The organism is Micromonospora sp. NPDC047557 (assembly GCF_043205095.1).
Taxonomy (GTDB): Bacteria; Actinomycetota; Actinomycetes; order Mycobacteriales; family Micromonosporaceae; genus Micromonospora.
Genome location: NZ_JBIDDK010000009.1, coordinates 248,146 through 272,387 on the forward strand (window position 1 = coordinate 248,146; position 24,242 = coordinate 272,387).

General features: G+C 72.5%; 22 protein-coding genes. 9 read left to right on the top strand and 13 right to left on the bottom strand.

What is annotated here, in order from left to right:
* Window positions 1–54: 54 nt before the first annotated feature.
* Window positions 55–1,242, bottom strand: a complete 1,188-nt coding sequence (locus tag ACGGAQ_RS21970; protein WP_393051997.1) for a spore photoproduct lyase family protein — start codon at window positions 1,240–1,242, stop codon at window positions 55–57.
* Window positions 1,243–1,403: 161 nt separating this feature from the next.
* Here ACGGAQ_RS21970 and ACGGAQ_RS21975 point away from each other — a divergent pair, with 161 nt between their 5' ends.
* The 3 genes from ACGGAQ_RS21975 (at window position 1,404) to ACGGAQ_RS21985 (ending at window position 5,033) form a co-directional block, all read left to right on the top strand.
* On the top strand, window positions 1,404–2,720 hold the full coding sequence (locus tag ACGGAQ_RS21975; RefSeq protein WP_393051999.1) for an RICIN domain-containing protein: 1,317 nt from the start codon (window positions 1,404–1,406) through the stop codon (window positions 2,718–2,720).
* A gap of 21 nt (window positions 2,721–2,741) precedes the next feature.
* Window positions 2,742–3,203 (top strand): hypothetical protein, encoded by a 462-nt coding sequence (locus ACGGAQ_RS21980; RefSeq protein WP_393052001.1) that lies wholly within the window; start codon window positions 2,742–2,744, stop codon window positions 3,201–3,203.
* Between the two features lie 630 nt (window positions 3,204–3,833).
* Complete coding sequence (locus ACGGAQ_RS21985; RefSeq protein WP_393052003.1) at window positions 3,834–5,033, top strand: RtcB family protein; 1,200 nt, start codon at window positions 3,834–3,836, stop codon at window positions 5,031–5,033.
* A gap of 42 nt (window positions 5,034–5,075) precedes the next feature.
* Here ACGGAQ_RS21985 and ACGGAQ_RS21990 read toward each other — a convergent pair whose 3' ends face one another.
* From ACGGAQ_RS21990 to ACGGAQ_RS22015, 6 genes are all read right to left on the bottom strand, one after another.
* The gene (locus ACGGAQ_RS21990) at window positions 5,076–5,867 is read right to left on the bottom strand and encodes a maleylpyruvate isomerase family mycothiol-dependent enzyme (RefSeq protein WP_393052005.1); all 792 of its coding nucleotides are present in this window, start codon (window positions 5,865–5,867) and stop codon (window positions 5,076–5,078) included.
* Between the two features lie 104 nt (window positions 5,868–5,971).
* Window positions 5,972–7,465 (bottom strand): MFS transporter, encoded by a 1,494-nt coding sequence (locus ACGGAQ_RS21995; protein WP_393052007.1) that lies wholly within the window; start codon window positions 7,463–7,465, stop codon window positions 5,972–5,974.
* A gap of 33 nt (window positions 7,466–7,498) precedes the next feature.
* Entirely contained in the window at window positions 7,499–8,110 is a 612-nt protein-coding gene (locus ACGGAQ_RS22000; RefSeq protein WP_393052009.1) for a TetR/AcrR family transcriptional regulator, read from the bottom strand.
* 157 nt (window positions 8,111–8,267) lie between these two features.
* Window positions 8,268–9,209, bottom strand: coding sequence for a Gmad2 immunoglobulin-like domain-containing protein (locus ACGGAQ_RS22005; protein ID WP_393052011.1), 942 nt, complete (start codon window positions 9,207–9,209; stop codon window positions 8,268–8,270).
* Complete coding sequence (locus ACGGAQ_RS22010) at window positions 9,206–10,675, bottom strand: ATP-binding protein (RefSeq protein WP_393052013.1); 1,470 nt, start codon at window positions 10,673–10,675, stop codon at window positions 9,206–9,208. The genes ACGGAQ_RS22005 and ACGGAQ_RS22010 overlap by 4 nt, the downstream gene beginning before the upstream one ends.
* A 13-nt stretch (window positions 10,676–10,688) precedes the next feature.
* Window positions 10,689–11,369 (bottom strand): response regulator transcription factor, encoded by a 681-nt coding sequence (locus tag ACGGAQ_RS22015; RefSeq protein ID WP_355136825.1) that lies wholly within the window; start codon window positions 11,367–11,369, stop codon window positions 10,689–10,691.
* Between the two features lie 224 nt (window positions 11,370–11,593).
* Between ACGGAQ_RS22015 and ACGGAQ_RS22020 the strand changes: the two genes are divergently transcribed.
* Window positions 11,594–11,959, top strand: coding sequence for an L-rhamnose mutarotase (locus tag ACGGAQ_RS22020; RefSeq protein WP_393052015.1), 366 nt, complete (start codon window positions 11,594–11,596; stop codon window positions 11,957–11,959).
* On the opposite strand, the gene ACGGAQ_RS22025 is transcribed toward ACGGAQ_RS22020, so the two are convergent.
* Entirely contained in the window at window positions 11,956–12,906 is a 951-nt protein-coding gene (locus tag ACGGAQ_RS22025) for an NADP-dependent oxidoreductase (RefSeq protein WP_393052017.1), read from the bottom strand. The two genes, ACGGAQ_RS22020 and ACGGAQ_RS22025, sit on opposite strands and share 4 nt — an antisense overlap.
* A 97-nt stretch (window positions 12,907–13,003) precedes the next feature.
* Complete coding sequence (locus ACGGAQ_RS22030; RefSeq protein WP_393052052.1) at window positions 13,004–13,690, bottom strand: HD domain-containing protein; 687 nt, start codon at window positions 13,688–13,690, stop codon at window positions 13,004–13,006.
* A 138-nt stretch (window positions 13,691–13,828) separates the two neighbouring features.
* Here ACGGAQ_RS22030 and ACGGAQ_RS22035 point away from each other — a divergent pair, with 138 nt between their 5' ends.
* Entirely contained in the window at window positions 13,829–14,803 is a 975-nt protein-coding gene (locus tag ACGGAQ_RS22035; RefSeq protein WP_393052018.1) for a GlxA family transcriptional regulator, read from the top strand.
* A gap of 94 nt (window positions 14,804–14,897) precedes the next feature.
* On the opposite strand, the gene ACGGAQ_RS22040 is transcribed toward ACGGAQ_RS22035, so the two are convergent.
* A complete protein-coding gene (locus ACGGAQ_RS22040) occupies window positions 14,898–15,461 on the bottom strand; it encodes a hypothetical protein (protein ID WP_393052020.1) in 564 nt (187 codons plus the stop codon).
* A 213-nt stretch (window positions 15,462–15,674) separates the two neighbouring features.
* Between ACGGAQ_RS22040 and ACGGAQ_RS22045 the strand changes: the two genes are divergently transcribed.
* Window positions 15,675–16,322, top strand: coding sequence for a hypothetical protein (locus ACGGAQ_RS22045; RefSeq protein WP_393052021.1), 648 nt, complete (start codon window positions 15,675–15,677; stop codon window positions 16,320–16,322).
* Window positions 16,323–16,346: 24 nt separating this feature from the next.
* On the opposite strand, the gene ACGGAQ_RS22050 is transcribed toward ACGGAQ_RS22045, so the two are convergent.
* Window positions 16,347–17,198 (bottom strand): DUF3152 domain-containing protein, encoded by an 852-nt coding sequence (locus tag ACGGAQ_RS22050; RefSeq protein WP_393052023.1) that lies wholly within the window; start codon window positions 17,196–17,198, stop codon window positions 16,347–16,349.
* Between the two features lie 140 nt (window positions 17,199–17,338).
* Here ACGGAQ_RS22050 and ACGGAQ_RS22055 point away from each other — a divergent pair, with 140 nt between their 5' ends.
* Both ACGGAQ_RS22055 and ACGGAQ_RS22060 read left to right on the top strand, forming a co-directional pair.
* Window positions 17,339–17,839: a SigE family RNA polymerase sigma factor gene (locus ACGGAQ_RS22055; protein ID WP_393052025.1), complete on the top strand. Its 501-nt coding sequence runs from the start codon at window positions 17,339–17,341 to the stop codon at window positions 17,837–17,839.
* Window positions 17,836–18,579, top strand: coding sequence for a hypothetical protein (locus ACGGAQ_RS22060; protein ID WP_393052026.1), 744 nt, complete (start codon window positions 17,836–17,838; stop codon window positions 18,577–18,579). The genes ACGGAQ_RS22055 and ACGGAQ_RS22060 overlap by 4 nt, the downstream gene beginning before the upstream one ends.
* Window positions 18,580–18,597: 18 nt before the next feature.
* On the opposite strand, the gene ACGGAQ_RS22065 is transcribed toward ACGGAQ_RS22060, so the two are convergent.
* Window positions 18,598–21,447 carry an ATP-binding protein gene (locus tag ACGGAQ_RS22065; protein WP_393052027.1) on the bottom strand — a complete coding sequence of 950 codons (2,850 nt, stop codon included), beginning with the start codon at window positions 21,445–21,447 and terminating at the stop codon, window positions 18,598–18,600.
* A 206-nt stretch (window positions 21,448–21,653) separates the two neighbouring features.
* Here ACGGAQ_RS22065 and ACGGAQ_RS22070 point away from each other — a divergent pair, with 206 nt between their 5' ends.
* Complete coding sequence (locus ACGGAQ_RS22070) at window positions 21,654–23,411, top strand: M28 family peptidase (protein ID WP_393052028.1); 1,758 nt, start codon at window positions 21,654–21,656, stop codon at window positions 23,409–23,411.
* 63 nt (window positions 23,412–23,474) lie between these two features.
* Here the strand turns inward: ACGGAQ_RS22070 and ACGGAQ_RS22075 are convergent, their stop codons facing one another.
* On the bottom strand, window positions 23,475–24,173 hold the full coding sequence (locus tag ACGGAQ_RS22075; protein WP_393052030.1) for an SDR family oxidoreductase: 699 nt from the start codon (window positions 24,171–24,173) through the stop codon (window positions 23,475–23,477).
* Between the last annotated feature and the right edge of the window lie 69 nt (window positions 24,174–24,242).

A 24,242-nucleotide genomic window follows, 5' to 3' on the forward strand; every position in this document is an offset into this window, starting at 1 on the left:
GCGCACCTCGGCGCGACCGCCCGCGGTGTCGGCGTTCGGTCGACGAAGCGCGGCTCAGGTCCAGTAGAGGATGCGGCAGGCCGGTACGCGGGCGGCCAGCTCGTCGGTGAACCAGCCCCGCAGCTCGGCCATCGTGTCGCGGGGGTAGACGTACTTCACCGCGCCGAACCTGCCGTGTTTGCGGCTGCGGGACTCCTCGTCCATCTCCAGGCGGGTGTGCGGGTACCAGCCGAGCAGCACCTCCTTGCTGCCCGGGGTGAACCGGTGGGTGATCAGCTCGGCGGTCAGGTCCAGCTCGGGGACCCCGTGGACCGCCGCGCGGACCTGGTCCAGCAGCTCGCCGTAGCGTTCGCGCCAGTCCGGCAAGGGCATGATCGGCGCGATGGTCAACCCGACGGGGTAGCCGTCGAGCGCGAGCCGGCGCAGCGCGGCGAGCCGGTCCGGCACCCGTGCCGTGCCGCCCTCGAATCGTTCGCTGACCGGGGCGCAGTTGACGCTGAACCGGACCCGGGTGCGGCCGTGGTGGGGCAGTCCGACGAAGGTGTCCACGTCGGCGTACTTGGTGGTCCAGCGCAACTGCACGGGCGCGTCCCAGTCGGCGAAGTGCCGCACCGCCCGCCGCCAGCTGCCGGTCAGGTGTTCCAGCGCGAGGGGGTCGGTGTAGCAGGACGCCTCGAAGGTGGTGCCCTCGTCGGCCCGGCGTGCGTTGCGGCTGGTCACCGTTCCGCGCCCGGCGTACGGGGCCAACCCGGCCAGGATGTCGTCAAGGTCCGCGTACACCCGGGTCACCGGCGGGCCGGAGAGCGAGCCGGCGAGGTAGCAGTACTGGCAGTGCGCGGGGCAGCCCTCGGCGAGGTCGACGCGCCAGTCGGCGCTGGGGGCGATGGGTTGCAGGACACGCCGCGACGGCGGGCTCACCACGATCGCCATGGTCGCCTTGGCGCGCGCGTACGTCTCCCGGTCGGTCTGAGCGCGTACGCCGGTGAGCCGGTTCGACCGCAGTCGTTCCACCTCGATGCCCAGCGCCCGCAACCGGTCGACGATTCGCTGCCCATGGGGGTGGTCGAGGGCGGCCGGGGTGGCCACCACCCGGCGCGGGGTCCAGCGGCGTGCCGGTCTCGCCGCCGGGGCGAGCCCGGCCAGGTCGCGGGTCGGCACCCGCTCGCCGCTGGCGTCGTGCGGCGCGGCGGGCACGTCCACGGCGAGTGGCTGGTCGACGTCGACGGCGTCCGGGCTGGTCATCCGGCCGAGGTACCCGCTGCCGCAGGAATCCCACCCGATCGGTCGACCGGCGATTGACGCACCGGGTCGGCACCGCATAACCTTTCGTCTATCTGTAAACCTTGTGAACAAATAGTTCACGTCGACGCGGCGGCGCGCGTCCCGACCGAAGGGACGATCAGGTGATCGCAGAACTTCCCTCCCGTACCAGAAGGATCCTGTCGGTTTTCGTCGCCCTCGTCGTCGCCGTGAGCGCCGGCCTCGGCCTCGGCGTCGCGCGCAGCGCGCAGGCCGCGCCGACGTTCAAGGTCCTGGCCTTCTACAACGGCACCTGGGACGCCGCGCACATCGACTTCGACCGCGACGCTCGTGCCTGGTTTCCGCAGGCCGCGGCCCAGTACGGCTTCTCCTGGGAGGCGACCACCAACTGGGGTCTGCTGAACACCGCGAACCTGGCCCAGTACAAGGTCATCATGTTCCTCGACGACGCGCCGCCCGCCGCGCAGCGGCCCGCCTTCCAGCAGTACATGCAGAACGGCGGGGCGTGGATGGGCTTCCACGTCAGCGCGTTCACCACCGACCCGTCGAGCTGGAGCTGGTACTACAACACCTTTCTCGGCTCCGGCTCCTTCCAGACCAACACCTGGGGGCCGACCCGCGTCACGATGCGCGCCGACAACCGCACCCACCCGGCCACCCAGGCGCTCCCGGCGACCTTCGCGTCGTCGGTCAGCGAGTGGTACTCCTGGAGCAACGACCTGCGCCAGAACCCGGACATCGACATTCTGGCCTCCGTCGACCCGTCCAGCTTCCCGGTCGGCACGGACCCCAACCAGTCCTGGTACGGCGGCTACTACCCGCTGGTGTGGAGCAACAAGCGCTACAAGATGCTGTACGCCAACTTCGGGCACAACGCGATGAACTACAGCACCAACACCGGCCTGTCCTCCACCTTCGACAGCCCGCAGCAGAACAAGCTGCTGATCGACGGTCTGCACTGGCTCGCCGGCACCGGCACGGCGCCCACCCCGACGCCCACGCCGACGGGCACCGCCGGCCCGATCTCGCCGACCGCCTGGCACACCGTCGTCAACCGGGGCAGCGGCAAGTGCGTGGACGCGCGGGCCGCCGGCACCGCCAACGGCACCGCCATCCAGCAGTACGCGTGCAACAGCAGCGCCGCCCAGCAGTACCAGTTCGCCCCGACCAGCGGCGGCTACCTGCGGGTCAGCAACCGCGGCAACAGCGCCCAGGTGCTCGACGTGACCGACCGGTCGACCGCGGATTCGGCGCCCATCCAGCTCTGGTCGTACAGCGGCGGCAACAACCAGCAGTGGCGGGCGGAATCCGAGGGCGGCGGCTACTACCGGCTGGTCAACCGCAACAGCGGCAAGTGCCTCGACGTGCCGGGAGCGTCCACCGCGGACAGCGTCCAGCTCATCCAGTACACCTGCAACGGCACGGCGGCGCAGTCCTTCCGGCTGGTGACCGTGTCATAGCGTCGCGGTAGCCTCCCGGCCATGGCGATTCCCGACCTGGTGCCGATCGCGCACGAGCCCGACTACCGCACCAGCACCATCGGCCGGTACGACAAGGGTCAGTTCTTCGGCTCCGTCACCGCCACGCTCGATGACGGTGGCGGAGCCGACGACGACTGGTACCGCCACAAGCGGTGGTACGCGGTGCTGCACCGGTTCGACGCCGACGGCGTGCACACCGACTCCGACATCTGGTTCGCCGGCACCAGCGAGACCGAGGACGCCTCCATCGACCGGGCCGAGGCCCGCCTCGCCGAGTGGCTCGACGCGCTGCCCGGCCGGGTCTTCGCAGACATCGCCATCGGGCTCTTTCAGGTCGAGGTCGACGGGCACGTCTTCGGACTGGTCGACTGGTCCGAGGAGTATGACGGCGCGGACCACGCCGAGTTCGTCCCCGACGACCTGGGTTTCGACCCGCCCTGGGACGGCTGCTACGACACCTGAGCCCCGCTACGTCGCTCGGCGGTCCGCCCCGACGCCCCCTGGTGCGCGCCCTGTCGAGCTGCCCCACGAACGGGGCAGGCAGGCGGGCAGACGTGTCGGTCCCGCGACCACCGTCGGCCGTGGGCGGTGTCGCGAACGCCGTGGGCGGTGCTTCCTCCGGCTGGCCTCGGCGGAAGCGCCGCCCCATCTACGGGGCAGCTCGACAGGTCGCGAGAGTGACTCCCCGGGGCCAGACCACGGCCGGCCGCGCGGGCGCAATATCCTTTGCGGACAGCTCCTACCCCGCCTACCGTCATGCGCAGTACGGCCGAGCACACCCGGGGAGCGCGCCATGTCGCAACGCACAGCCACCGACGCCACCTGGCGCAGGCCAGGTAGCGGTGCCGGTGCCGCGTTGCCGTCCGGCGCGTCGTACCGCTGTCTCGGCCGGCCCGCGCAGGGGCGACCCCAGGCTCGGTGCCAATGGCGGCGACCTCGCTGACGCCACACGCGTCAGGCGTGGCCGCCCACCCCCTGCGGGTTGGCGGCCCTTTTCGTATCCGACGAGCTTTCGCGCCGGTTCCATCCTGGCGCACGATCATTTCCGGTCATCATTAACGATTGGTGCCGGCCTGACACGAGGAGACCACGATGGGCTTCACCCCCCTCGCCGGTACCCGGGCGCCCGTCCGGGTCTGGACCGACCCGTACGCCATCGAGCCGCAGGCCGCGAAGCAGCTGCGCAACATCGGCGCGCTGCCCTGGGTGCAGGGCGTCGCCGTCATGCCCGACGTGCACTTCGGCAAGGGCGCCACGGTCGGCTCCGTGATCGCCATGCGACAGGCCGTCTCGCCGGCCGCGGTCGGTGTCGACATCGGCTGCGGCATGTCGGCGGTGCGTACCTCGCTGACCGCCGCCGACCTGCCGGACGACCTGGCCGGGCTGCGTTCCGCGATCGAGGCCACCATCCCGGTCGGATTCGCCCAGCGGGAGGAGGCGGTCAACCCGCGCCGGGTCCGTGGCCTGGAGCAGGCCGGCTGGGACGACTTCTGGAGTCGGTTCGCCAGCCTGGACCGGCGGGTGGCGCAGCTGGAGACCCGCGCCCAGCGGCAGCTCGGAACGCTCGGCGGCGGCAACCACTTCATCGAGGTCTGCCTGGAGCAGGGCGGCGCCGACGAGGGCCGGGTCTGGCTGATGCTGCACTCCGGGTCGCGCAACATCGGCAAGGAGCTGGCCGAACGGCACATCGGAGTGGCCCGGAAGCTGCCGCACAACGTCGACCTGCCCGACCGCGACCTGGCGGTGTTCCTCGCCGGAACGCCCGAGATGGACGCGTACCGGCGGGACCTGTGGTGGGCGCAGGAGTACGCGCGGCGCAACCGGGCCGTCATGCTGGCCCTGCTCTGTGGTGTGGTGCGTGAGCACTTCCCGCAGGTCGGCTACGACGAACCGATCTCCTGCCACCACAACTACGTGTCCGAGGAGAGCTACGACGGGGTGGAGGTGCTGGTCACCCGCAAGGGCGCGATCCGGGCTGGCCGGGGCGACCTGGGCATCATCCCCGGGTCGATGGGCACCGGGTCGTACATCGTGCGGGGCCGGGGCAACCCGGACGCGTACTGCTCGGCCTCGCACGGCGCCGGCCGGCGCATGTCGCGGGCGCAGGCCAAGCGGACGTTCAGCACCGAGGACCTGGCCGCGCAGACCGCCGGCGTCGAGTGCCGCAAGGACGCCGGGGTCGTCGACGAGATCCCCGGCGCGTACAAGGACATCACCGAGGTGATGGCCCAGCAGGAGGACCTGGTGGAGGTGGTCGCGCACCTCAAGCAGGTCGTCTGCGTCAAGGGCTGACGGGGGTAGGCGCGGGCCGGGAGCACCGGCCCGCGCGGTCCCTCAGAAGCCGACGAAGACCCGGCGCAGGTCGTCCAGGGTCAGTGGACCGGTCACCTGCACCCCGTCCGGTGTGTACTGCGGGCCGAGCCGGCCGACCACCAGCCGCAGCCACGTCTCGGCCGGCAGGGACAGCTCGCCGTCGGACTGCTCCGGCGCGTCGGTCAGCGTGATCTGCTCGCCCAGCCGCAACCCGAACGTGCGCTCCGGGTCCCGCAGCCGAACCAGCAGGGTGGCCTCCCGGCCGCCCAGCTCCTGCGGCCGGCTCGTCCAGCCCAGCATGCCGCCGATCTGCTCGATCAGCAGCGGCACCGCCTCCGGCGTCACCGCCGCGAACGGGTTGAACGCCACCTCGGCGTCCCACTGGTGCAGCGCGAACTCGCTGAGCCGGAACCGGGCGGCGGTGGCCACGTCCACCGGCTCCGGCAGGAAGCCGAGGTTGATCCGCAACGTCGAGCGGGTGTCGGCGTCCAGCGCCTCGTACGCCTCGACCAGCCGCTGGTTGGACTCCAGGAAGCCGGCCGCGTGCTCCTCGGGGGACATGGCGTCCCAGCGCTGCCAGACGGTGCGGTTGAAGTCGCCGTCGGGGGCGGGCGTGCCCTCGCGGGCGGCGGTCAGCCCGGCGAGGCCGATCTCCGCGCCGCTGCCGAGGTGGCTGAGCACCTGGGAGACCTGCCACTCGCTGGCCCCCGAGGGCCGGCGCAGGTCGTCTTCCTTGAGGTCGCGCACGAGCGCGGCAAGCTCCTCGTGGCCCGCCCGTAGCGCATGGATGATCTGGTCGGCAGCCGTGGACATGTGTCTCCTCAACGGATCTTCGACGATGGTGGGGACGCTACCGGACGGGCGCGCCGGCCGGGCCGCTCCGATCAGGAGCGGCCCGGCCGGCCGTGTCGTCCGGCTCAGCCCATGTGCACGGCGTTGCCGGCGGGGATGTCCTCCTTGCGCACCTTCACCAGGACCAGCGTGACCAGCCCGGCGAGCACGATCAGGGCCGCGCCCCAGGCGAACGCCACGCGGTAGCCGTGCACGAGCGCCTCGACCTGGGTGACCGGGTTCGGCGCCCGGCCGACCAGGTACGCGGCCACCGCGCTGGTGTAGAAGGTGTTCAGCAGCGCGGTGCCCAGCGAGCCGCCGATCTGCTGGGTCGCGTTCAGCGTCGCGCTGGCCGCTCCGGCGTCGTGCTCCGGCACCCCGACCAGCGCGAGGCTGGACAGCGGCACGAAGGTGAAGCCGAGGCCCATGCCGAGGATGATCTGGGCGGGCAGCAGGAGGGTGAGGAACGAGGTGTCCACGTCGATCTGGGTGAGCGTCAGCATGGCCACGGCGGCGAGCACGGCGCCGCCGACCATCAGCGGCTTGGCGCCCACCTTCGGCATGAGCTGGCTGGCGCCACCGGCCGCGATCAGCACGCCCGCGGTGACCGGCAGCGACGCGAGCCCCGCCTCGAGCGGCTTGTACTGCAACACCACCTGGAAGTAGAAGGTGAGGAACAGGAACGCCCCGAACAGACCGGCGCCGATCAGCGTGGAGGCGAGATACGCCCCGCCCCGGTTGCGGTCCAGGATGATCCGCAGCGGCAGCAGCGGGTGGTTGGAGCGCAGCTCGATCACCACGAAGGCGGCCAGCAGCACCACACCGGCGGCGATGAAGCCGAGCGTCGCGGTGGCGTCCCAACCGTCCTCGGCGGCCTTGGTGAAGCCGTACACCAGGGAGACCAGGCCGGCGGTGACGACGACCGCGCCGGGCACGTCGTAACGGGTGTTGCCGTGTGCCCGGCTCTCCGGCACCAGCGGGATCGCGAAGGCGATCGCGACGGCGGCGACCGGGATGTTGACCAGCAGGCACCAGCGCCAGTCGGCGTACTCGGTCAGCACCCCGCCGAGCAGCAGCCCGACCGCGGACCCACCGCCGGCGATCGCGCCGTACACGGCGAACGCCTTGGCCCGCTCCGTGGCCTCGGTGAACAGCACCGTGAGCAGCGCCAGCGCGGCCGGGGCGAGCAGCGCGCCGAAGGCGCCCTGCAACGCGCGGGCGGCGAACAGCATCTCGCCGCTGGTGGCCAGACCGCCCAGCGCGGACGCCAGCGCGAAGCCGACCATGCCGACGATGAACGTGCGCTTGCGACCCCAGTAGTCGGCGATCCGGCCGCCGAGCAGGAGCAGACCGCCGAAGGCCAGCGTGTAGGCGGTGATCACCCACTGCCGGTTCGCGTCGGTGATCCCCAGGTCCGACTGGGCCTGCGGGAGCGCGATGTTCACGATCGTGGCGTCCAGGACGACCATCAGCTGTGAGACCGCGATGACCGCCAGCGCGATCCAGCGCCGCGGGTGCGGTGCGCCTGTCGACGTCCCGGCGCCGGGTGCGCCGGGGGCTGTCGAGGTGGTTCCGGGCATGGTGAAGCCTTCCGTGGTGCGGATGTCGATGGATCAGGCCTGGGACGGGCGGTCGTGCTGGTAGCGGAGCACCGGGATCAGCACCTGGTCGACGACCTGGGTGAGGAACGCGTCGTCGGCGGGCAGGCCGTGCGCGACGACGCGGGACAGGGTGAGCGCGGGCGCCAGGTCGTGGAACAGCTCCCGTTCACCGGCATCCGGGGGGATCTCCCCGCGGGCGGCGGCGCGGACGAGGATCGCGGTGCTGGCCACCCGCCCGGCGGGCAGCACCTGGTGGCGTACCAGGCGTTCCAGCTCCGGGCTGGTCCGCATGGCGAAGGTCAGCGCCTGCATCAGGTCGCAGTCGGCGACGCAGATGGCGGCGGTGGCGCGCAGCAGTTCGATCAGGTCGCCCCGCAGCGAGCCGGTGTCGGGCGGGTTGTGCACGCCGACCTGACGGTCGCGCAGGGCGGCGACGACCAGCTCGGCCTTGCCGTCCCACCGCCGGTAGATGGTGGCCTTGCTCACGTGTGCGCGGGCGGCGACGGCGTCGATGGTCATCCGGTCGTAGCCGACCTCGCGCAGCAGGTCGATCACCACGGTGAACAGGCCGCTGGACGTGCAGCGCGCGGCCCGGGCGGCCGGCACCCCGACGCCCGCGCTCACCTGCTGACCATCCAACACCCGAAGACCCCCCGTGAAACGATGTCGTACTGAACCTAGTTCGTTGCTGGCCGTTCCTGCAGGCTTTTATGAGATGCGTCGCACCCCGTGGATGAAACGGTTACGTTTCCAGCCCACGTCGGGCGGATGAATCCCGTGGTCAGCTCCCGGTGGGGGCGAGGATCACCGGCACGGCCACGGTGTTGATCCGGGCGCCGTCGCGCGCGGACACCTCGTACACCTCGATCGTGCCGTGCTGCTCCCGGGCCGTGCGCCAACCGACCACCAGCCGGTAGGCGCCCCGGCAGCCACTGCCGCAACTGGCGGTGCCGAAGCCGGTGGCCACCTCCCGGCCGCCGGCGTCCAGCACCCGGATGCTCACCGTGGCCTCGAACACGTCGGCGGTGCCGGTGACGGTGAGCGGGGCGGTGACCCGCTCACCGACGCTCGGGGCGGTCACCACGATCGGCGCGAGCAGGTCCGGATAGTCGGCCCGGCCGACCGGTGCCCCGCTGGGGAAGCGGACCTGCCGGACGGTGGGGAACTGGGTGAGCGTCCACACCACCTGCGCCTCGCGCAGCCGCCGACGCTCCGTCGGGTCGTTGCCGGACGGAACGGGACCGAGCGTCGCCACGCCGTCGGTGATCCGGGTGACCTCGACACCGGCCGGCAGCAGGGTGACCATCCCGGTGGCGGCCTCGGCCGGCGTAGGCCCGGCGGCCAGTTCGGTCAGCGCGAGCCGGGACGTCGTGAGGGTGGCCGGCCGGGTGCGCCGGGTGGGGACGAGCAGGCCGTTTCGCACGTACCACAGCTCGAGCGTCACCGGATCCGGCCGGCGCGTGGCGGTGGCTGTCGGTGCCGGCGGACGCGGCGCGGTGCGGGTGGCCACCGGCGACGGTGCTGGCCCGGACGGCGGGGTGGGTGCGGAGGTCGGGCGTCCGGCGGGCGGGGTGCTGTGCGGCGGCGCGGTGGGTGCCGCGCCCAGGACGCCGGAGCGGGGCGTGCCGCACGCGCCGAGCAGGAGCGCGGCGATGAGCACCGGCACGCCGACCGCGCGCCACCGGCCGCGCCGGCTTGCTCGGACCGCGCCGCGGCGGCTCATCCGGCACCGCCCGTCGGGCCGGCGGTCGCCGTCTCGGCGTCCTCGTCGAGGTGTCCCGCCGGGCGCGGCACGCCGCCGGACGGCCCGTCCGGGCCGTGCGCGGGCAGTTCCAGGCAGAACCGGGCGCCGGCACCCGGCGCGCTGCGGACGCTCAGCACCCCGCCGAGCAGGGCGGCGTGTTCCCGGGCGATGGCCAGGCCGAGCCCGCTGCCCGGCGCGGAGCGCGACGCGTCGACCTTGTGGAACCGGTCGAACACGTGCGGCAGGTGCTCGGCGGGAATGCCCGGCCCCTGGTCGGTGACCTCGAAGACGACGAGCGCGCCCGCCCCGGTCACGGTCGCCCGGATCTCGCCGCCGCCGTGCTCGACCGCGTTGGCGACCAGATTGGCAAGGACACGCTCCAGGCGACGCGGGTCCGTGCGCAGCGCGACCGGGTCGCCGGTGACCAGCACGCGGTCCGGCCAGCCGCGCGCCGCGACGATCGCGCGAAGCAGCGCCGGCGCGTCCACCGCCTCGATGTCCGGCCGTTCCCGCCCTGCGTCCAGCCGCGAGATCTCCATCAGGTCCTCGACCAGGCGGCGTAGCCGGACCACGTCGCCCACCAGCAGCCGCGCGGCCGGCCGGGCGTCGTCGGGCAGCAGGTCCAGCTGCTCGCGCAGCAGCGAGGCCGCGGCCACCAGGGCGGTCACCGGGGTACGCAGCTCGTGCGCCACATCGGCGGTGAACCGCCGCTCCCGGGCCTGCGCGGCCGACAGGGCGGCGATCTTCGACTCCAGCGCCTCGGCCATCTCGTTGAACGACGCCGCCCAGACGCTGAACTCGTCCCGCCCGCGGACCGGCAGGCGGGTGGCGAGCAGCCCTTCGGTGAGCGCCCGGGCGGCGCGGCTGGCCCGACCCACCGGCTCCAGGGTGCGGCGGGCCAGGAGATGACCCACCCCGGCGGCGACCAGCACGACGAGCACCCAGCCGGCCAGCAGCGCGGTGCGCACCTGACCCAGGTCGGCGGCGATGTCGTCCTCCACGGTGATCACGTACAGCTCCGCGGTCGAGCCGGGGATGCGTCCGCCGACCACCAGCAGTCGGGGTCGCTGGCCCGGCGCCGAGCGCTGGTAGGCGAGCTGCCCGTCGGCGACCGCGGCCCGCAGTCGCGTGCCCAGGGCCGGGGCGTACGCGGGATGGGAGGGGCGGGTCGGGCCGTCGACGAGGACGACGTGCCGGCCGCTGCCCTCGAAGCTGGCGAGCAGTTCGGTGCCGTGCTGCTCGGTCAGGGGCAGGAACTCACCGGCGAGCAGGAGCTGGTAGCGCGCGTCGGCGGCGGCCTGGTGCAGCGAGGCGTCCAACCAGGACTGTCGCAGCAGCACTCCCGCCCCACCGGCGAGCAGGCCGGCGGACACCCCGGCGACCAGCACGAACGCGATCGTGAGCCGGCGCCGCAGGCGGCCCGGCGCCACCGCTCGTCCGGCCATCGCCGACCTCCCGTCAGAGCGTGGACAGCTTGTAGCCGGCGCCGCGCACGGTGCGGATGCGCCGTGGGTGCGCCGGGTCGTCCTCGACCTTGGCGCGCAGCCGCTGCACCGCCACGTCGACGAGCCGCGAGTCGCCCAGGAAACGGTGGTCCCAGACCAGGTCCAGCAGCAGTTCCCGGGTGAAGACCTGACCGGGACGTCGGGCCAGCTCCAGCAGCAGACGGAACTCGGTGGCGGTCAGGGTCACCTCTCGGCCGTCGCGGCGTACCACGAAGCCGCCCGGATCGATCTCCAAGTCGCCGACGGCGATGGTGTGCGACCCGGCCGGCGCGTTCGCCCGTCGCAGCACCGAGCGGACCCGCGCCACCAGCTCGGGCAGGTCGAAGGGTTTGCGCAGGTAGTCGTCGGCGCCGCATTCGAGGCCGACCACCACGTCGAGCGTGTCGGTGCGGGCGGTCAGCATGAGGATCGGCACCTGGCTCGTGCGCCGGATCTCCCGGCAGACCTCCAGGCCGTCCAGGCCGGGCAGCATGACGTCGAGCACGATCGCGTCGACCGGGTGCGCTCGCCAGGTCATGAGCGCCTGCCGCCCGTCGACGGCGGTGTCGACCCGGAAGCCGGCGCGACGCAGACCGAGGGCGGTGACCTCCCGGATGGAGGCGTCGTCCTCGACCACCAGCACGCGGCCCTCCACCACCTGAGGGTAGACCCGCCGCGACGCTGCGCAGCCCTGGCGAAACGGTCGGCGTCGGCGGTCCGGTCGGGTCCGGGGCACGGAACGGTCGCCCTCGGCCTCCGGCGGGTGATCCTCGATCTTGGGTACGGCTACCATCGGGTCGCCAACGCGATGGCCGTCGATGGCCAACCTGCTCCGGGCCGTCGCCACCCGTGTGACCAGTGCACCTGAGAGGACACGACGTGCAACGTCATGGCTGCGTGATCCGGCTTCGCCCGGAGCACCGGGAGACCTACCTGCGCATACACGCCGAGGTCTGGCCGAGCGTCGAGAAGACGCTGCGCGAGGCGAACTTCCGCAACTACACCATCTTCCTCCACGGCGACCTGCTCTTCGGCTACTACGAGTACGTCGGTGACGACTACGAGGCTGACCTGCGGTACATCGCCGCCGATCCGCAGACGCAAGAGTGGTGGAAGCTGACCGACCCGTGCCAGGAATCGCTCGCCGAACCCGGATCGGGGGACTGGTGGGCCCCGATGCGGGAGGTCTGGCACCTGGCCGACGAGGCGGCTGGAGAGGCAGCCGAGCAGACCCCGGCGAGCTAGCTGTCCGTGGTCGGTTGCCGCGTTCCGTGCTCCTGGGCGATCCGGATGATCGTCTTGCCGGGGGTGCGGCGCTGGCGGACGAACGCCGAGGCCGCTTCGGAGAGCGGCCGCACGGCGCTGACGACGGGCTTGAGCCGCCCGGTCCGGACGCGGTGGGCAAGGTCGGCCAGCCGGGCACGATCGGGTTCGACGACGAAGAAGACGGCGCGCCCGTTTCTCGGCTGGACGGTGGGCGGCGCGGCGATGGTGACGAGGGTGCCGCCCGGGCGTACCAGTTCGGTCGAGCGCCGGAGGATCTCGCCCCCGATGACGTCGAGCACCACGTCCACCTCGCCGACGTGCCGTACGTCGTCGGCGTCCAGGTCGACGAAGGACTGCGCGCCGAGGCCGAGGGCCAGATCGCGGTCGTCGGCCCGGCCGGTGCCGATCACGTGGGCACCCACCTCCCGGGCGAGTTGGATGGCGATCGAGCCGACGCCGCCCGCAGCGCCGTGGATGAGAACGGTCTGGCCGGTCGTGAGGTGGGCGTGGTCGAACAGCGCCTGCCACGCCGTCAGTCCGGAGATGGGCAGCGCCGCGGCCACGGTGTGGTCGATGTCGGTCGCGAGCGGAGCGAGGTTGCGGGCCTCCACCGCGGTGTATTCGGCCAGGGATCCGTTGCGCGCCCAGTCGGTCAGTCCGAACACCCGCTGGCCCACGGTGAGGCCGGTGGTTCCGTAGCCGAGCCCGACCACGACTCCGGACACCTCGTGCCCGGGAATGCTGGGTGTCCGGTCGCGGCCGGCACGATCGGTCCACGTCGCTGGCCAGTCGAGTTCCCCAGGGGTGAAACCCGCCGCGTGCACGCGCACGATGACGTCGTTCTCCGCGGCGTGGGGGTAGGGCATGTCGGTGAGGGTGAGCCCGCTGGCGCCCGCGTCACGGTCGCGCACGGTGATCGCTTGCATGGTCGGTTCCTTTCGGGAGAGCTCGTCGGTGCGGCCCGGTGGTGCGGGTTCGGCACCCGGCCGACGCGTGGCGCCGACCGCGTGGACAGGTGTCCGGTCAGCTTGGCCAGGGCGAGCCGACGATGCGTTCGACAGTCGTCACGCGCTCAAGACCGGGGATGAAGTGTTCGAGGATGTCGGAGTTCACGGTGCCGTTCGTGGTGCCGGGGCGATTCTTCTGCCCGTCGAACTGGGCTCGCAGGAACTCGTTCTTGAAGTCCCCGCGGGGGTGAACGGCGAGGATCTCGTCCAGCTGGTCGTGGTGCAGCCCGTCCAGGCCGAGGCCGAGCACGTCGGTCAGGACGCCGAGGTAGGTGGTGGCGATCTCCGGGCCCATCCGGTCGGGGATGCCCGGTGTGGTGTGCAGCGCGATCGCGGTCCAGACGGTCTCGACGGCGGCCGGAGAGAAACCCCGGTCCAGGAGGAATGCGCGCGCGTGGTCGGCGCCGTCGACTTCGAAGCGCTGTTCGACCTCGGAGAACGGAGTCAAAAGGCCAGTGTCGTGGAACATCGACGCCAGATAGAGCAGCTCTGGATCCGGGTGCACACCATGCCTGCGCGCGTGCGTCAGACCGAAGAGAAACACCCGTCGGGAGTGGTGATAGATGAGCGGTCCGGTCGTTTCCCGGATGTGCCTGGTCGCTTCGGCGACCGCCGCTGTATCGGGAATCTCCAACCCCGCGATGACCTCTGACATGCCCGCTGACCTCCCGACAGTGTGTGCGAACGTCCTGGTGACCTCCATGCTGCCCACCGATCGGCGTACGGTGCCGCCCTCATCCGGCCAGGAACCACTCACATCCGGACAGGGATATCGCCGGGTGAGCGACGCCGCCCAGGAGGATCGCCGTCTTCCCCGGTAATGGCGTGCTACCAATGATCGGTGTCCACGCCGCCCCATCGCGTCGCGATCTTCGTCTACGACGGAGTGACGTTGTTGGATGTCGCTGGTCCGGCGGAGGTGTTCAAGGAGGCGAACCGCTTCGGTGCCGACTACCGGATCGTGCTGCTGTCGCCGACCGGCACGGACGTCACGTCGAGCCTCGGGGTGCGGATCGCGGTTGACGGCGCCGTCGCCTCGGCCCCGGCCTTCGACACGCTCCTGGTGGCCGGTTCCGACCACTATCCGCGCGCCCAGGTCCCCGCCGACCTGGCGGAGGCCGCACGGAGACCGGCGGCGGTGGCCGGAAGGGTCGCATCGATCTGCACCGGGGCGTTCGTCCTGGCCGCCGCCGGCCTCCTGGACGGCAAGCGCGCCACCACGCACTGGAAGGTCGCGCACGAGCTTGCCGCCCGGCATCCGACCTGCCGCGTCGAGCCCGACGCGATCTACGTGCGCGACGGCACCACGTACACCTCGGCAGGGGTGACGGCCGGTATCGACCTGGCGCTCGCTCTCGTCGAAGAGGACCACGGGCCCGACCTGGCGCGCGACGTCGCACGCGCCCTGGTGGTGTACATGCAGCGTGCGGGTGGCCAGTCCCAGTTCTCCGCGCCGCTGCAGGGTCCGCCGCCCCGCTCGCCGGCACTGCGGAGAATCGCCGACCTCGTGACGGCGAACCCCCGCGGGCGTCACACGCTCGGTGAACTCGCCAAACACCTCAACGTGAGCACCCGGCACCTCACCCGGCTCTTCCACGACGAACTGTCCACGACACCGGCCCGCTACGTGGAGAACATCCGATTCGACATGGCCCGCGCGTTCCTCGACCAGGGCCACACGGCGACGCAGGCCGCCACCCTCGCCGGGTTCCCCAGTTACGAGAGCATGCGACGGGTCTTCGCCAGAGAGCTGTCGATCAGCCCCGCCGCCTACCAACGACGGTTCAGTACGGCTCGCCGCCCCCACGCGGGTTAGTGCGCGGTTCCGACGTGGCTGCCGATGATCCCCGCCTGGCCGTCCGCCCCGGACGGGCGGGACGGCCAGGCGGATCGCCCCACTGCGGCTCCACTCACCACTGGTGGGCGACGTCCAGCACGATGCGGCTGTGTGTGCCGGGGCCGGCGAGCGTGAACGTGCGGAACGGCAACCGAGCCCGTACGCCGACCGCGAAGGTGCTGTAGCCCTCGAAACTGCCGCCGAAGACGACGTCGCGCAGCGTTGAACAGCGCAGCAGGTTCGCCACGTGCTCGCCGACCGCGTAGGGCACGGTGCCCTGGTGTGCGGCGTCGTACGCCGGGGCCCGCAGCGAGACCCGCAGCAGCGCGCCCCCGGCGGTGTACGGCGACAGCGCCAGCCCTTCGCCCTCGGTCCATGTCTCGCCGTAGCCGACCGCGTAACCGTCGACCGGTCCGGCGAACTCGAACACCACCCGGTCGTAGCAGTCGTGCTGCCCGGTCCGTACGTCGACCAGCGGGGCGTCGCTCAGCGCGCCGGCCGACTTCTCCGCGCTGCCCCAGGCGATCCCGCAGGACGCCGACCCGGTCGTGGTGCCCGCCGCGGTGCTGCTGCCCGCGCTGGCGACCAGACCGGCGAGGACGACCGCCAACGCGGTCAGTGTGCTCCTGATCCTCATGGTGATCTCTCCGCTCGATGCCGGGGTCACGTCGCGGCAGCGTTGCCGGTGACCCTCTGCCGTCACGGTCGCCCGGCCGCGGCACGCGAGCTTCGCCGCGGCGTAACCGCTGGGTAACAGTGGCCGGCACGCGCCGGCCCAACGTGGCGGGTCACCCACGCCATCCCACAACGCGGTACTGTGCCTGGCAGTCGACACATTCGAGGTGGTCCCGTGCCTACCGTCGTCGTCCTCGCGCTGACCCTCGCCCTCGCGCCCGCGCCGTCCCCGTCGGCCACCTCGGGCCCGGTCGGCGACATCCTCGGTGGCGTCGGCCGGGTCGTCGACGATCTGCTCGGCGGCCAGGGTGCGCCGAGTGCGACGCCGACGCCGAGCGTCACCCCCACCGTGACGTCCGCGCCGACCCGGTCACCAGCGACCGGCCAGCCCAGCTCGACCGCGCCGGGTGCGACCGCCGGGTCGTCGGCCGGTGTCCGGGCTCCGGCCGCCCCCGGCCGCCCGGCCGGTGGCTCCGGCGCCGATGCCCCCGATGTCGGCGTGCCCGTGCGCACCTTCGACACCCCGGTGCCCGAGGTCCCGCCGGCGCTCGCCGACCCCGCCCGCGGTGGCTGGCCGCCGATGTCCTACCTGCTGGTCGCGGCCGTCCTGGCGGTGCTGGCACTGCTGCTCCTGCGTCGCCGCCCGTCCGACTCCTCCGTCGCTCCCGCGTCGAATCCCCCTCCCGCGTCGGATCCCGACCCGGGGCCGGAACCCGACCCCGGGCCGGACAATGTCCGCCGGCTGCCGACCAGCCTCAACGCCATCTACGAGCTGGGTCGGCTCGACGAGCGGGTTGAGCAGGAACGCCGCCGCCGCACCTGACGTACGGCCTTCCGGTCGTCGGGGTCAGTGCGCCGCGTAGGCGCCCTCGCGCCGTGGGATCTCGTCGTCGTACGCTCCGATCGGCCCGCGGTAGCGGGTCGTGCCGTTCGGGTACGGCCAGGCCCCGGCGCGGCACCCGTGCAGGCCCAGCGTCTGCTGCTGCATCACCGGCGCCGGCCGGCCCCGCCCCGGGCACCGCTCGTGACCGAACCCGAGTTTGTGCCCCACCTCGTGGTTGACCATGTACTGCCGATAGGTGGCCAGGCTCGCGCCGTACTCCGGCACCCCCGTGACCCAGCGCGCCACGTTGAGGACCACCCGGGCGCCGTTGCGGCACGACGTGTAGCCGTCCGGCACGTCCTGGCAGAGGATGTCGCGGGTGCCCGGGGTCGCCAGGTAGATCGTGAAGTCGGTGGGTTCGTCGGCGCCGACCCGGCGCAGCCGCCGCGTCCCGTCCGCCGTCCACCCGCGCCTGTCGTTCAACGTCGCGGAGATCGCCGTGGCGATGTCGCCCACCCGCAGGCCCCGGATGTCGCGCTCCACGGCGACCCGGTAGCGCAGCAACCCGCCGGTGCTCCCGCCTCCACCCGTCGTCTCGGCCGCGGCCACCGACCAGCGGTTGCTGCCGGTGGCGGGATAGCTGACCGGCACAACCGTGGGCGGCGCCGCCGCGACACCGCCGCTCCCGGCCACTCCCGCCGGCCGTCCCGTCGCGATCGGTCCCGCCGCGGGCAGGCCGGCGGAGTCCGGTCCGCTCGCGGCGCCACCGGCGGATCCCTTCCCGGCGGCGGGCAGGCCACACCCGGTGAGCAGTGCCACGACCAGCAGCAACGCCGCTGAGGGCAGGTACCCCCGACGGGTAGCCTTCGTCGACATGTTTCTCTCCCCTCGCGCGCCGGTCTGCGGCGACGCGGGTGAGAAGACGGGTGAGCCCGCCAAAAGGTTGACGTCGCGGGGACTCAACCTTCGCGGGGTCTCGCCCGTCTGAACAGGTGTGGCACGGGGGAGGGTTCGCGGTGGCGCGGGGTGACGCGGAGTTCGTCGAGTTCGCGCGGGCGGCGTCCGCGCGACTGGTGCACGCCGCGTTCCTGATGACCGGCGACCACCACCAGGCCGAGGACGCCGCGCAGACCGCGCTGGTGCGCACCTACGCGTCGTGGTCGCGGATCCACGACGACGACGCCTACGCGTACGCCCGTCGCACCCTCGTCAACCACCTGGTGGATCGGTGGCGGCGGCCGATGCGGGAGTACCCCACCGAGGAGGTGCCGGAGCAGCGGCGCGGCGACGTGGCCGACGACGTGGCCACCCGGCGCTGGTTGGTCACCATCCTGGGCGCGCTCAGCCCTCGGGAGCGGGCCATCGTCGTGCTGCGCTACTACTTCGACCTGCCGGAGGCGCAGGTGGCCCGGGAACTCGCCGTATCGGTAGGCACCGTCAAGAGCACCAGCTCGCGAGCCCTGGAGAAGCTGCGCACGGCCGCGCCGCGCATGGTCGACGAGGAGGCGCGCCGATGAGCGAGCTGGACCGGCTCCGCCACGCCATGCGGGCGACCGAGCGCCCCGACGCCACGCTCGATCTGGCCACCGTCATGCGTGCGGGACGGCGGCTGCGGATCCGTCGGCGGGTCGCCGGGGGCGCGGCGACGACGGTCGTGGCGGGGCTGGTCGCTGTCACCGTGGTGGCGGTCGGCGGGCCCGGGCCGACCGGTCCCGCACCGCCGGCCGCCGTCGCTCCGCCCTCGGCCGCTGCCACGGCGTCGGTGTCGGCGTCGGCGGAGCCCACGCCACCGCCGACGGTGGCCCCCGGCGTGCCGGGTCCGAAGCCCCTGGGCAAGCTGATCGACACGGGGGTGCGGCACGGCGCCGACTGGCGGGTCTACTACGTCGTCGCGGTGTCGGTGCCCGGCGAGCCCAAGGTGACCATCGGGTTGGCCGCCGGTCGTCGCGCCCCCGACGGCACGTTGAGCACGGACATCCTGGTCAACGACGTCGAGGGCGCCGACCGCAGCCCCGGGTTCCACCAGATCGGCTACGACGAGCGCTCGTCGGCCGTGCCGGTGCCCACCTTCGGCTACTTCGTCGGCCCCGCCGAGCGGATCATCGGCACGGTGGACGGTCGGCAGGTCGATGCCCGGGTGGCGCGCTGGAGCATCGACAAGCAGGTGGTGATCTTCTGGTTCGACCCGGCCACGCTGACGCCGGGGCAGCGCCTGGACGGCATCGTCGCCCGTGACCGCGGGGGCCGTCGGCTCTGAGTCGCTGGCGGCGGTGACTCAGGCCGGGTCGGTCAGCCGGCGCTCGATGGTCACCGTCGTCCCCTCGCCGGTGGAGACCAGTCGTACGTCGCCGTAGGCGTTCATCAACAGTGCGCCCCGGCCCCGGTCCATGGCCGGCCGACGGTCCCGCCAGGTGCCGAAGTCGCGTACCGAGATCCGGACCCGGTCGGCACCCACCTGGAGCCGGACCCGCACCTCGGGGCGGCTGGGTCGTTGTGCGTGCTCGACGGCGTTGTTCATCGCCTCGGACGCGGCGAGCAGCAGATCCTGCAACACGTCCGTGTGGACGTCCAGCTCGTCCAACGCCAGCCGGACGTCCTGGCGCATGGCGGCCGCCGAGGTGGGCACGGACGGGTACGTCCACTCCGCGGCCAGGATGTCGCCGAGCCCGTCGTCGGCCGTGCCGACCACGGACCCGCCGGCCGGTTCTCCGTCGGCTGGTTCGGCGTTGGCCGGTTCCCCGCGGGCCGGTTCGGCGTGGGCCGGTTCGTCGTAGGCCGGTTCGGCGGTGGCCCCGGCGGGTCGCGTCGACCTCGGTGCGTCGGCCGCGCTCAGGCTGTCGTCGGCGGTCCGCGCGGTGGCGGCGTCGCCGGACGGGTCGGTGCGGGCGCGGCGGATGGCGGCACGGATGCGGGCGATCAGCTCCGCGGCGGCGAACGGCTTCACCAGGTAGTCGTCGGCGCCGAGGCTCAGGCCCACCACGCTGGCCTCCTCGCCGGCCCGGGCGGAGAGCACCAGCACCGGCAGCGCCCGGGTCGCCGGGTCGGCGCGCAGTCGGCGTACCAGGTCGAAGCCGTCCAGCACCGGCATCATCACGTCGGTCAGCACGAGGTCCGGCGGATCCCGGTGGATCGCGTCGAGGGCCTGCCGACCGTCGGTGACCGACCGCACCCGCCAGCCCTGACCGGCGAGCAGCCGACTCAGGTACGCGCGCATGTCGCTGTTGTCGTCGGCCACCAGGATCCGGGCGCCGGCCAACTCGTCGGCGGCCGGTCCGGGTGCCGCGGCGGGCTCGGCGATGCTGCCGGCCGGGTCGGTCAGCCAGCCCACCGCCTCTGAAACGGCGGCGCGGGCCACGTCGCCCCGCCCGTTGGGTGCCGGCCCGGTCGTCACCGCGCGCCGCGCCGCGGACCACGGCAGGGCCACGGTGAAGGCGGTGCCGGCACCCACCTGGCTGGTCACCCGGACCTCGCCGCCCTCCAGCCGGGTCAGCTCGTGGACCAGGGCCAGGCCGATGCCGGTGCCTTCGTGGCTGCGCGAGCGCGTGCCCTGCACCCGGTGGAAGCGCTCGAAGAGCTTCGGCAGGTCCGCCTCGGCGATCCCGATTCCGGTGTCGGCGACGGTGAGGCGTACCTCGTCGTGGTCGGCGTCCACGGCGATCCGGATGCGGCCGATGAAGGTGTACTTCAGGGCGTTGGACAGCAGATTGGTGACGATGCGTTCCCAGTTGACCGGGTCGACGGTGACCGGCCGGGGCAGCGGCGGGCAGTCGACCTCCAGAGCCAGGCCGGCCCGTTCCACGGCGGCCCGGAAGACGCTGGCCAGCTCCGCGGTGAGCGCGGCGAGGTCGACCTCGCGGGCGTCGCTGCGAGCCCGGCCGGCCTCCAGGCTGGAGAAGGTGAGCAGGCTGTTGACCAGGGTCAACAGCCGGGTGGCATTGCGCCAGGCGGTCTCCACCCGCTCCCGCTGCCCGGGCGCCAGCGGCGCGGCGGTGTCGGCGAGCGCGTCGGCGAGCGGCCCGAGCATGAGGGTCAGCGGCGTACGGAACTCGTGGCTGACGTTGGTGAAGAAGGTGGTCTTCACCCGGTCCAGCTCGGCCAGCGTCTCGGCCCGGCGCCGCTCCTGCTCGTACTCCTTCGCGTTGCGTACCGCCATGGAGACCTGTTGGGTCAGCAGTTGGTAGAAGGAGCGGTACGCCTCGTCCAGCTCCCGGTTGGGGCTGACGCCGGCCAGCAGGACGCCGAGCGGCTGGTCCTCGGCGGCCGAGGGCAGCGGCAGTGCCAGCGCGGTGTGGGTGGCATCGCCCCACGGGCCGGCGGGCAGCGGCAGTCGATCCGCGACGCCCGTCACGTCGGTGGGCCGACCCTGCGCGGCGTCCGGTAGCGCCCAGGCGCGGGCCGCCGGGCTCGGGTCGGCCAGGTCGACGACGTCCGGCAGCGCCTCGGCCACCGTGGGGTGACCCGCGTCACCGCCCGCGCAGGCCGTCCGGCGCAGCACCGCGCCGTCGCGCAGGTAGATCGCGGCGAACGGCACGTCCAGTGGATGGTCGCCGATCGCGTCGATCAGCCGGGCGCAGGTGGCGTCGACGTCGACGGTGCGCCCGTCGCCGCGCAGGCTCAGGTCGCGCAGCAGCCGCAGTCGCCGTTCGCCGACGACCTGCTCGGTGACCTCGCTGCACACCGTCAGCACGCCGACGGTGCGGCCGTCGTCGTCGCGGGCGGGGGCGTGCGAGACGCTGAAGTACGCCTCCTCGCGGTAGCCGGCGCGCTCCAGCAGGAGTTGCAGAGCGGGCACCCAACTGGCCACCCCGGTCTCCATGGCCTGCTGGATCAGGGGCGCGAGGACGTCCCAGCCCTCGGCCAGGGTCACCCGCACGTCGTCGCCGAGTGCGGCGGGGTGCTTGTCGCCGATCAGGGCGGAGTACGCGTCGTTGTAGAGCTGGGAGAGGCGGTCGCCCCAGAGCAGGAGCATGGGGTAACGGGAGGAGAGCACCACCCGCACGGCGGCACGCAGGCTCTGCGGCCAGCTCGACACCGCGCCCAGCGGGGTGTCGGCCCAGTTCAGCTCGGCCATCAGCCGTCCGGTGTCACCGCCGCCGTCGAACAGGTCGGTGCGGGGTCGCGTCACGCTCGACCCGCCCTCATCGCTAAGCCCCCCGTTCCGGGCCCGACGACCCCTGCTGGCGTTACCTACCCATCCTGGCACCTCTACTCACCTGTGCCGACGTCGGTACCCATCGTCGAAGCGGTGGGGGTTCGGGACGAACGTCCGATGCCGAGGACATAGATCTCTGTAAGTGTCTCGGTTATCTCTCCAACCCCCGAGGAGCCCCCATGAGAGGCAGAACGCTGAGCGCGGGAATCGCGCTCACCGTGTTCACCGGGATGACGGTGACGCTGGCCGCCCAGCCGGTGACCGCGTCACCCTCCGCCCCGACGACAGCGGCCCGGCCGATCGCCGCGTCCGCCGCCGTCCTGGCGGCGCCGGACATCTCCGTCACCAACGTCCAGGCGCACCTGACCCAGCTCAACTCCATCGCCAGCAGCAACGGTGGCAACCGGCGGGCCGGCTCGGCCGGCTACACCGCCTCGGTCAGCTACGTGAAGGGCAAGCTCCAGGCCGCCGGCTACACCGTCAGCGAGCAGACCTGCTCCAGCTGCACGTACCCCTCGAACAACCTCATCGCCGAGTGGCCCGGCGGCCCGACCGACCAGGTGGTGATGTTCGGCGCCCACCTCGACAGCGTCTCGGCCGGCCCGGGCATCAACGACAACGGCTCCGGCTCCGCCACCCTGCTGGAGAACGCGCTGGTCCTCGCCGCGCAGAACCCGACCATGACGAAGAAGGTCCGGTTCGCCTGGTGGACCGACGAGGAGCAGGGCCTCAACGGCTCCCGGTTCTACGTGAACTCGCTCAACACCACCCAGCGCGGCTACATCAAGGGCTACTACAACTTCGACATGGTCGGCTCGACCAACGGTGGCTACTTCATCAACCGGGTCACCTCCACGACGGCGGCGCCGCTGAAGGCGTACTGGGACTCGTTGGGGCTGCAACCGGAGGAGAACGTCGAGGGTCAGGGCCGCTCCGACGACTACTACTTCCAGCAGGCCGGCATCCCCACCTCCGGCTACGCCGCGGGCGCGAGCGCCCGTAAGACCAGCACCCAGGCGGCCAAGTGGGGCGGCACGGCCAACGCCGCCTACGACTCGTGCTACCACCGTTCCTGCGACACCACCGCCAACGTCAGCGCCACGGTGCTGAACCGGGCCGCGGACGGCGTCGCGTACGCGTTGTGGCAGCTCGCCGTGGGCGGCGGCACCCCGACCAACGACTTCTCGATCGCGGTCAACCCCACCGCGCTCACCGTCGCCCGGGGCGCCAGCGCCACCGCCACGGTCGGCACCGCGACCACCGCCGGCTCCGCGCAGACGGTCAGCCTCACCGCGTCCGGGGCGCCAAGCGGGGTGAGCGTCTCCTTCAGCCCGTCGTCGGTGACCTCCGGCGGGTCGGCCACGCTGACCCTGACCGCGTCGGCCAGCGCCGCCACGGGCACCGTCACCGTCACGGTCACCGGCACCGGGTCGGTGACCCGGACGGCCAGCCTCACCCTCACGGTGACCGGCACCGGCGGCTGCGCCGGCGGGCAGGTGGTCGGCAACGGTGGCTTCGAGAGCGGCAGCACGCCGTGGACTGCGTCCTCCGGCGTGATCACCAACTCCAGCAGTCAGCCGGCCCGGACCGGGTCGTACAAGGCGTGGCTCGACGGGTACGGCAGCACCCACACCGACACCCTGTCCCAGTCGGTGAGCGTGCCGGCCGGCTGCGCCAGCTACACGCTGTCGTTCTGGCTGCACGTCGACACCGCCGAGACCACCACCTCCACGGCGTACGACAAGCTGACCGTGCAGGTGGGCTCGACCACGCTGGCGACGTACTCGAACCTGAACGCCGCCAGCGGCTACGTGCAGCGCACGTTCAACGTGGCTGGGTTCGCCGGGCAGACGGTGACAGTGAAGTTCACCGGCACCGAGGACTCGTCGTTGCAGACCAGCTTCGTGATCGACGACGTGACGTTGCAGGCCAGCTGACGGCGTACCGGTCGAAGAGGGCCGCCGCCGGGATGATCCGGCGGCGGCCCGTCGCGTCCTGGGTCAGGGGAGCTGCGGGTAGAGCGCGGCGACCCCGCCGGCGAGCCCGGCCTGCACCTGCCGGCTGATCTCGTCGGTGACGATCTCGTACGCGTCGGCCTCGATACCGTCGATGCCGATCCGGGCGATCGCCGCCGGGTCCGACTTGGCGCCGGTCACGGTCGCGGCCATGTCGGTGTCCATGTAGCCGACGTGCAGACCGGCGACCCGGACGCCCCGCTCGGCGAGCTGGATGCGCAGTGCGTTGGTCATCGCCCACTCGGCCGACTTGGCGGCGCCGTACGACCCGTGCAGGGGGAAATTCACCCAGGACAGCACGGAGAGCACGTTGAGGATCGTTCCGCCACCGTTGCCGGCGATGACCGGGGCGAAGGACCGGATCATCGAGAGGTTGCCGAGGTAGTGCGTCTCCAGCTCCAGCCGGATCAGGTCCAGGTCGCCCTCCAGCAGGTCCGCCCGGCTGTCGATGCCGGCGTTGTTGATCAGCAGGTTCACGTCACCTGCCAGCTTCGCGGCTGCGGCCACCGAATCGGGGTCGGTGATGTCCAGTCGGACCGGCGTCACGCCGGGCAGGTCGACGGAGTCGGGGTTGCGGGCGCCGGCGTAGACGGTCGCGCCCCGGGCGACGAGTTCGGCGGCGAGGTGTCGGCCGAAGCCCCGGTTGGCGCCGGTGACGAGGGCGGTGCTTCCAGCGATCTTCATGGGAGGGCTCCAGGTTCGTGGCTGGCCGAGATGGCGCGAGGTCGATTGCTGACCGGAACGCTATCCGGC

What these genes read in the sequence shown, in the direction of transcription:
- ACGGAQ_RS21990 (WP_393052005.1), bottom strand. Translation starts at nt 5,867, where the DNA reads ATGTCCACGGCTGCCGACCAGATCATCCATGCGCTACGGGCGGGCCAC.
- ACGGAQ_RS21995 (WP_393052007.1), bottom strand. Translation starts at nt 7,465, where the DNA reads ATGCCCGGAACCACCTCGACAGCCCCCGGCGCACCCGGCGCCGGGACG.
- ACGGAQ_RS21980 (WP_393052001.1), top strand. Translation starts at nt 2,742, where the DNA reads ATGGCGATTCCCGACCTGGTGCCGATCGCGCACGAGCCCGACTACCGC.
- ACGGAQ_RS22010 (WP_393052013.1), bottom strand. Translation starts at nt 10,675, where the DNA reads ATGGCCGGACGAGCGGTGGCGCCGGGCCGCCTGCGGCGCCGGCTCACG.
- ACGGAQ_RS22025 (WP_393052017.1), bottom strand. Translation starts at nt 12,906, where the DNA reads ATGCAAGCGATCACCGTGCGCGACCGTGACGCGGGCGCCAGCGGGCTC.
- ACGGAQ_RS21985 (WP_393052003.1), top strand. Translation starts at nt 3,834, where the DNA reads ATGGGCTTCACCCCCCTCGCCGGTACCCGGGCGCCCGTCCGGGTCTGG.
- ACGGAQ_RS22050 (WP_393052023.1), bottom strand. Translation starts at nt 17,198, where the DNA reads ATGTCGACGAAGGCTACCCGTCGGGGGTACCTGCCCTCAGCGGCGTTG.
- ACGGAQ_RS22070 (WP_393052028.1), top strand. Translation starts at nt 21,654, where the DNA reads ATGAGAGGCAGAACGCTGAGCGCGGGAATCGCGCTCACCGTGTTCACC.
- ACGGAQ_RS22030 (WP_393052052.1), bottom strand. Translation starts at nt 13,690, where the DNA reads ATGGAGGTCACCAGGACGTTCGCACACACTGTCGGGAGGTCAGCGGGC.
- ACGGAQ_RS22040 (WP_393052020.1), bottom strand. Translation starts at nt 15,461, where the DNA reads ATGAGGATCAGGAGCACACTGACCGCGTTGGCGGTCGTCCTCGCCGGT.
- ACGGAQ_RS21970 (WP_393051997.1), bottom strand. Translation starts at nt 1,242, where the DNA reads ATGACCAGCCCGGACGCCGTCGACGTCGACCAGCCACTCGCCGTGGAC.
- ACGGAQ_RS22060 (WP_393052026.1), top strand. Translation starts at nt 17,836, where the DNA reads ATGAGCGAGCTGGACCGGCTCCGCCACGCCATGCGGGCGACCGAGCGC.
- ACGGAQ_RS22005 (WP_393052011.1), bottom strand. Translation starts at nt 9,209, where the DNA reads ATGAGCCGCCGCGGCGCGGTCCGAGCAAGCCGGCGCGGCCGGTGGCGC.
- ACGGAQ_RS22075 (WP_393052030.1), bottom strand. Translation starts at nt 24,173, where the DNA reads ATGAAGATCGCTGGAAGCACCGCCCTCGTCACCGGCGCCAACCGGGGC.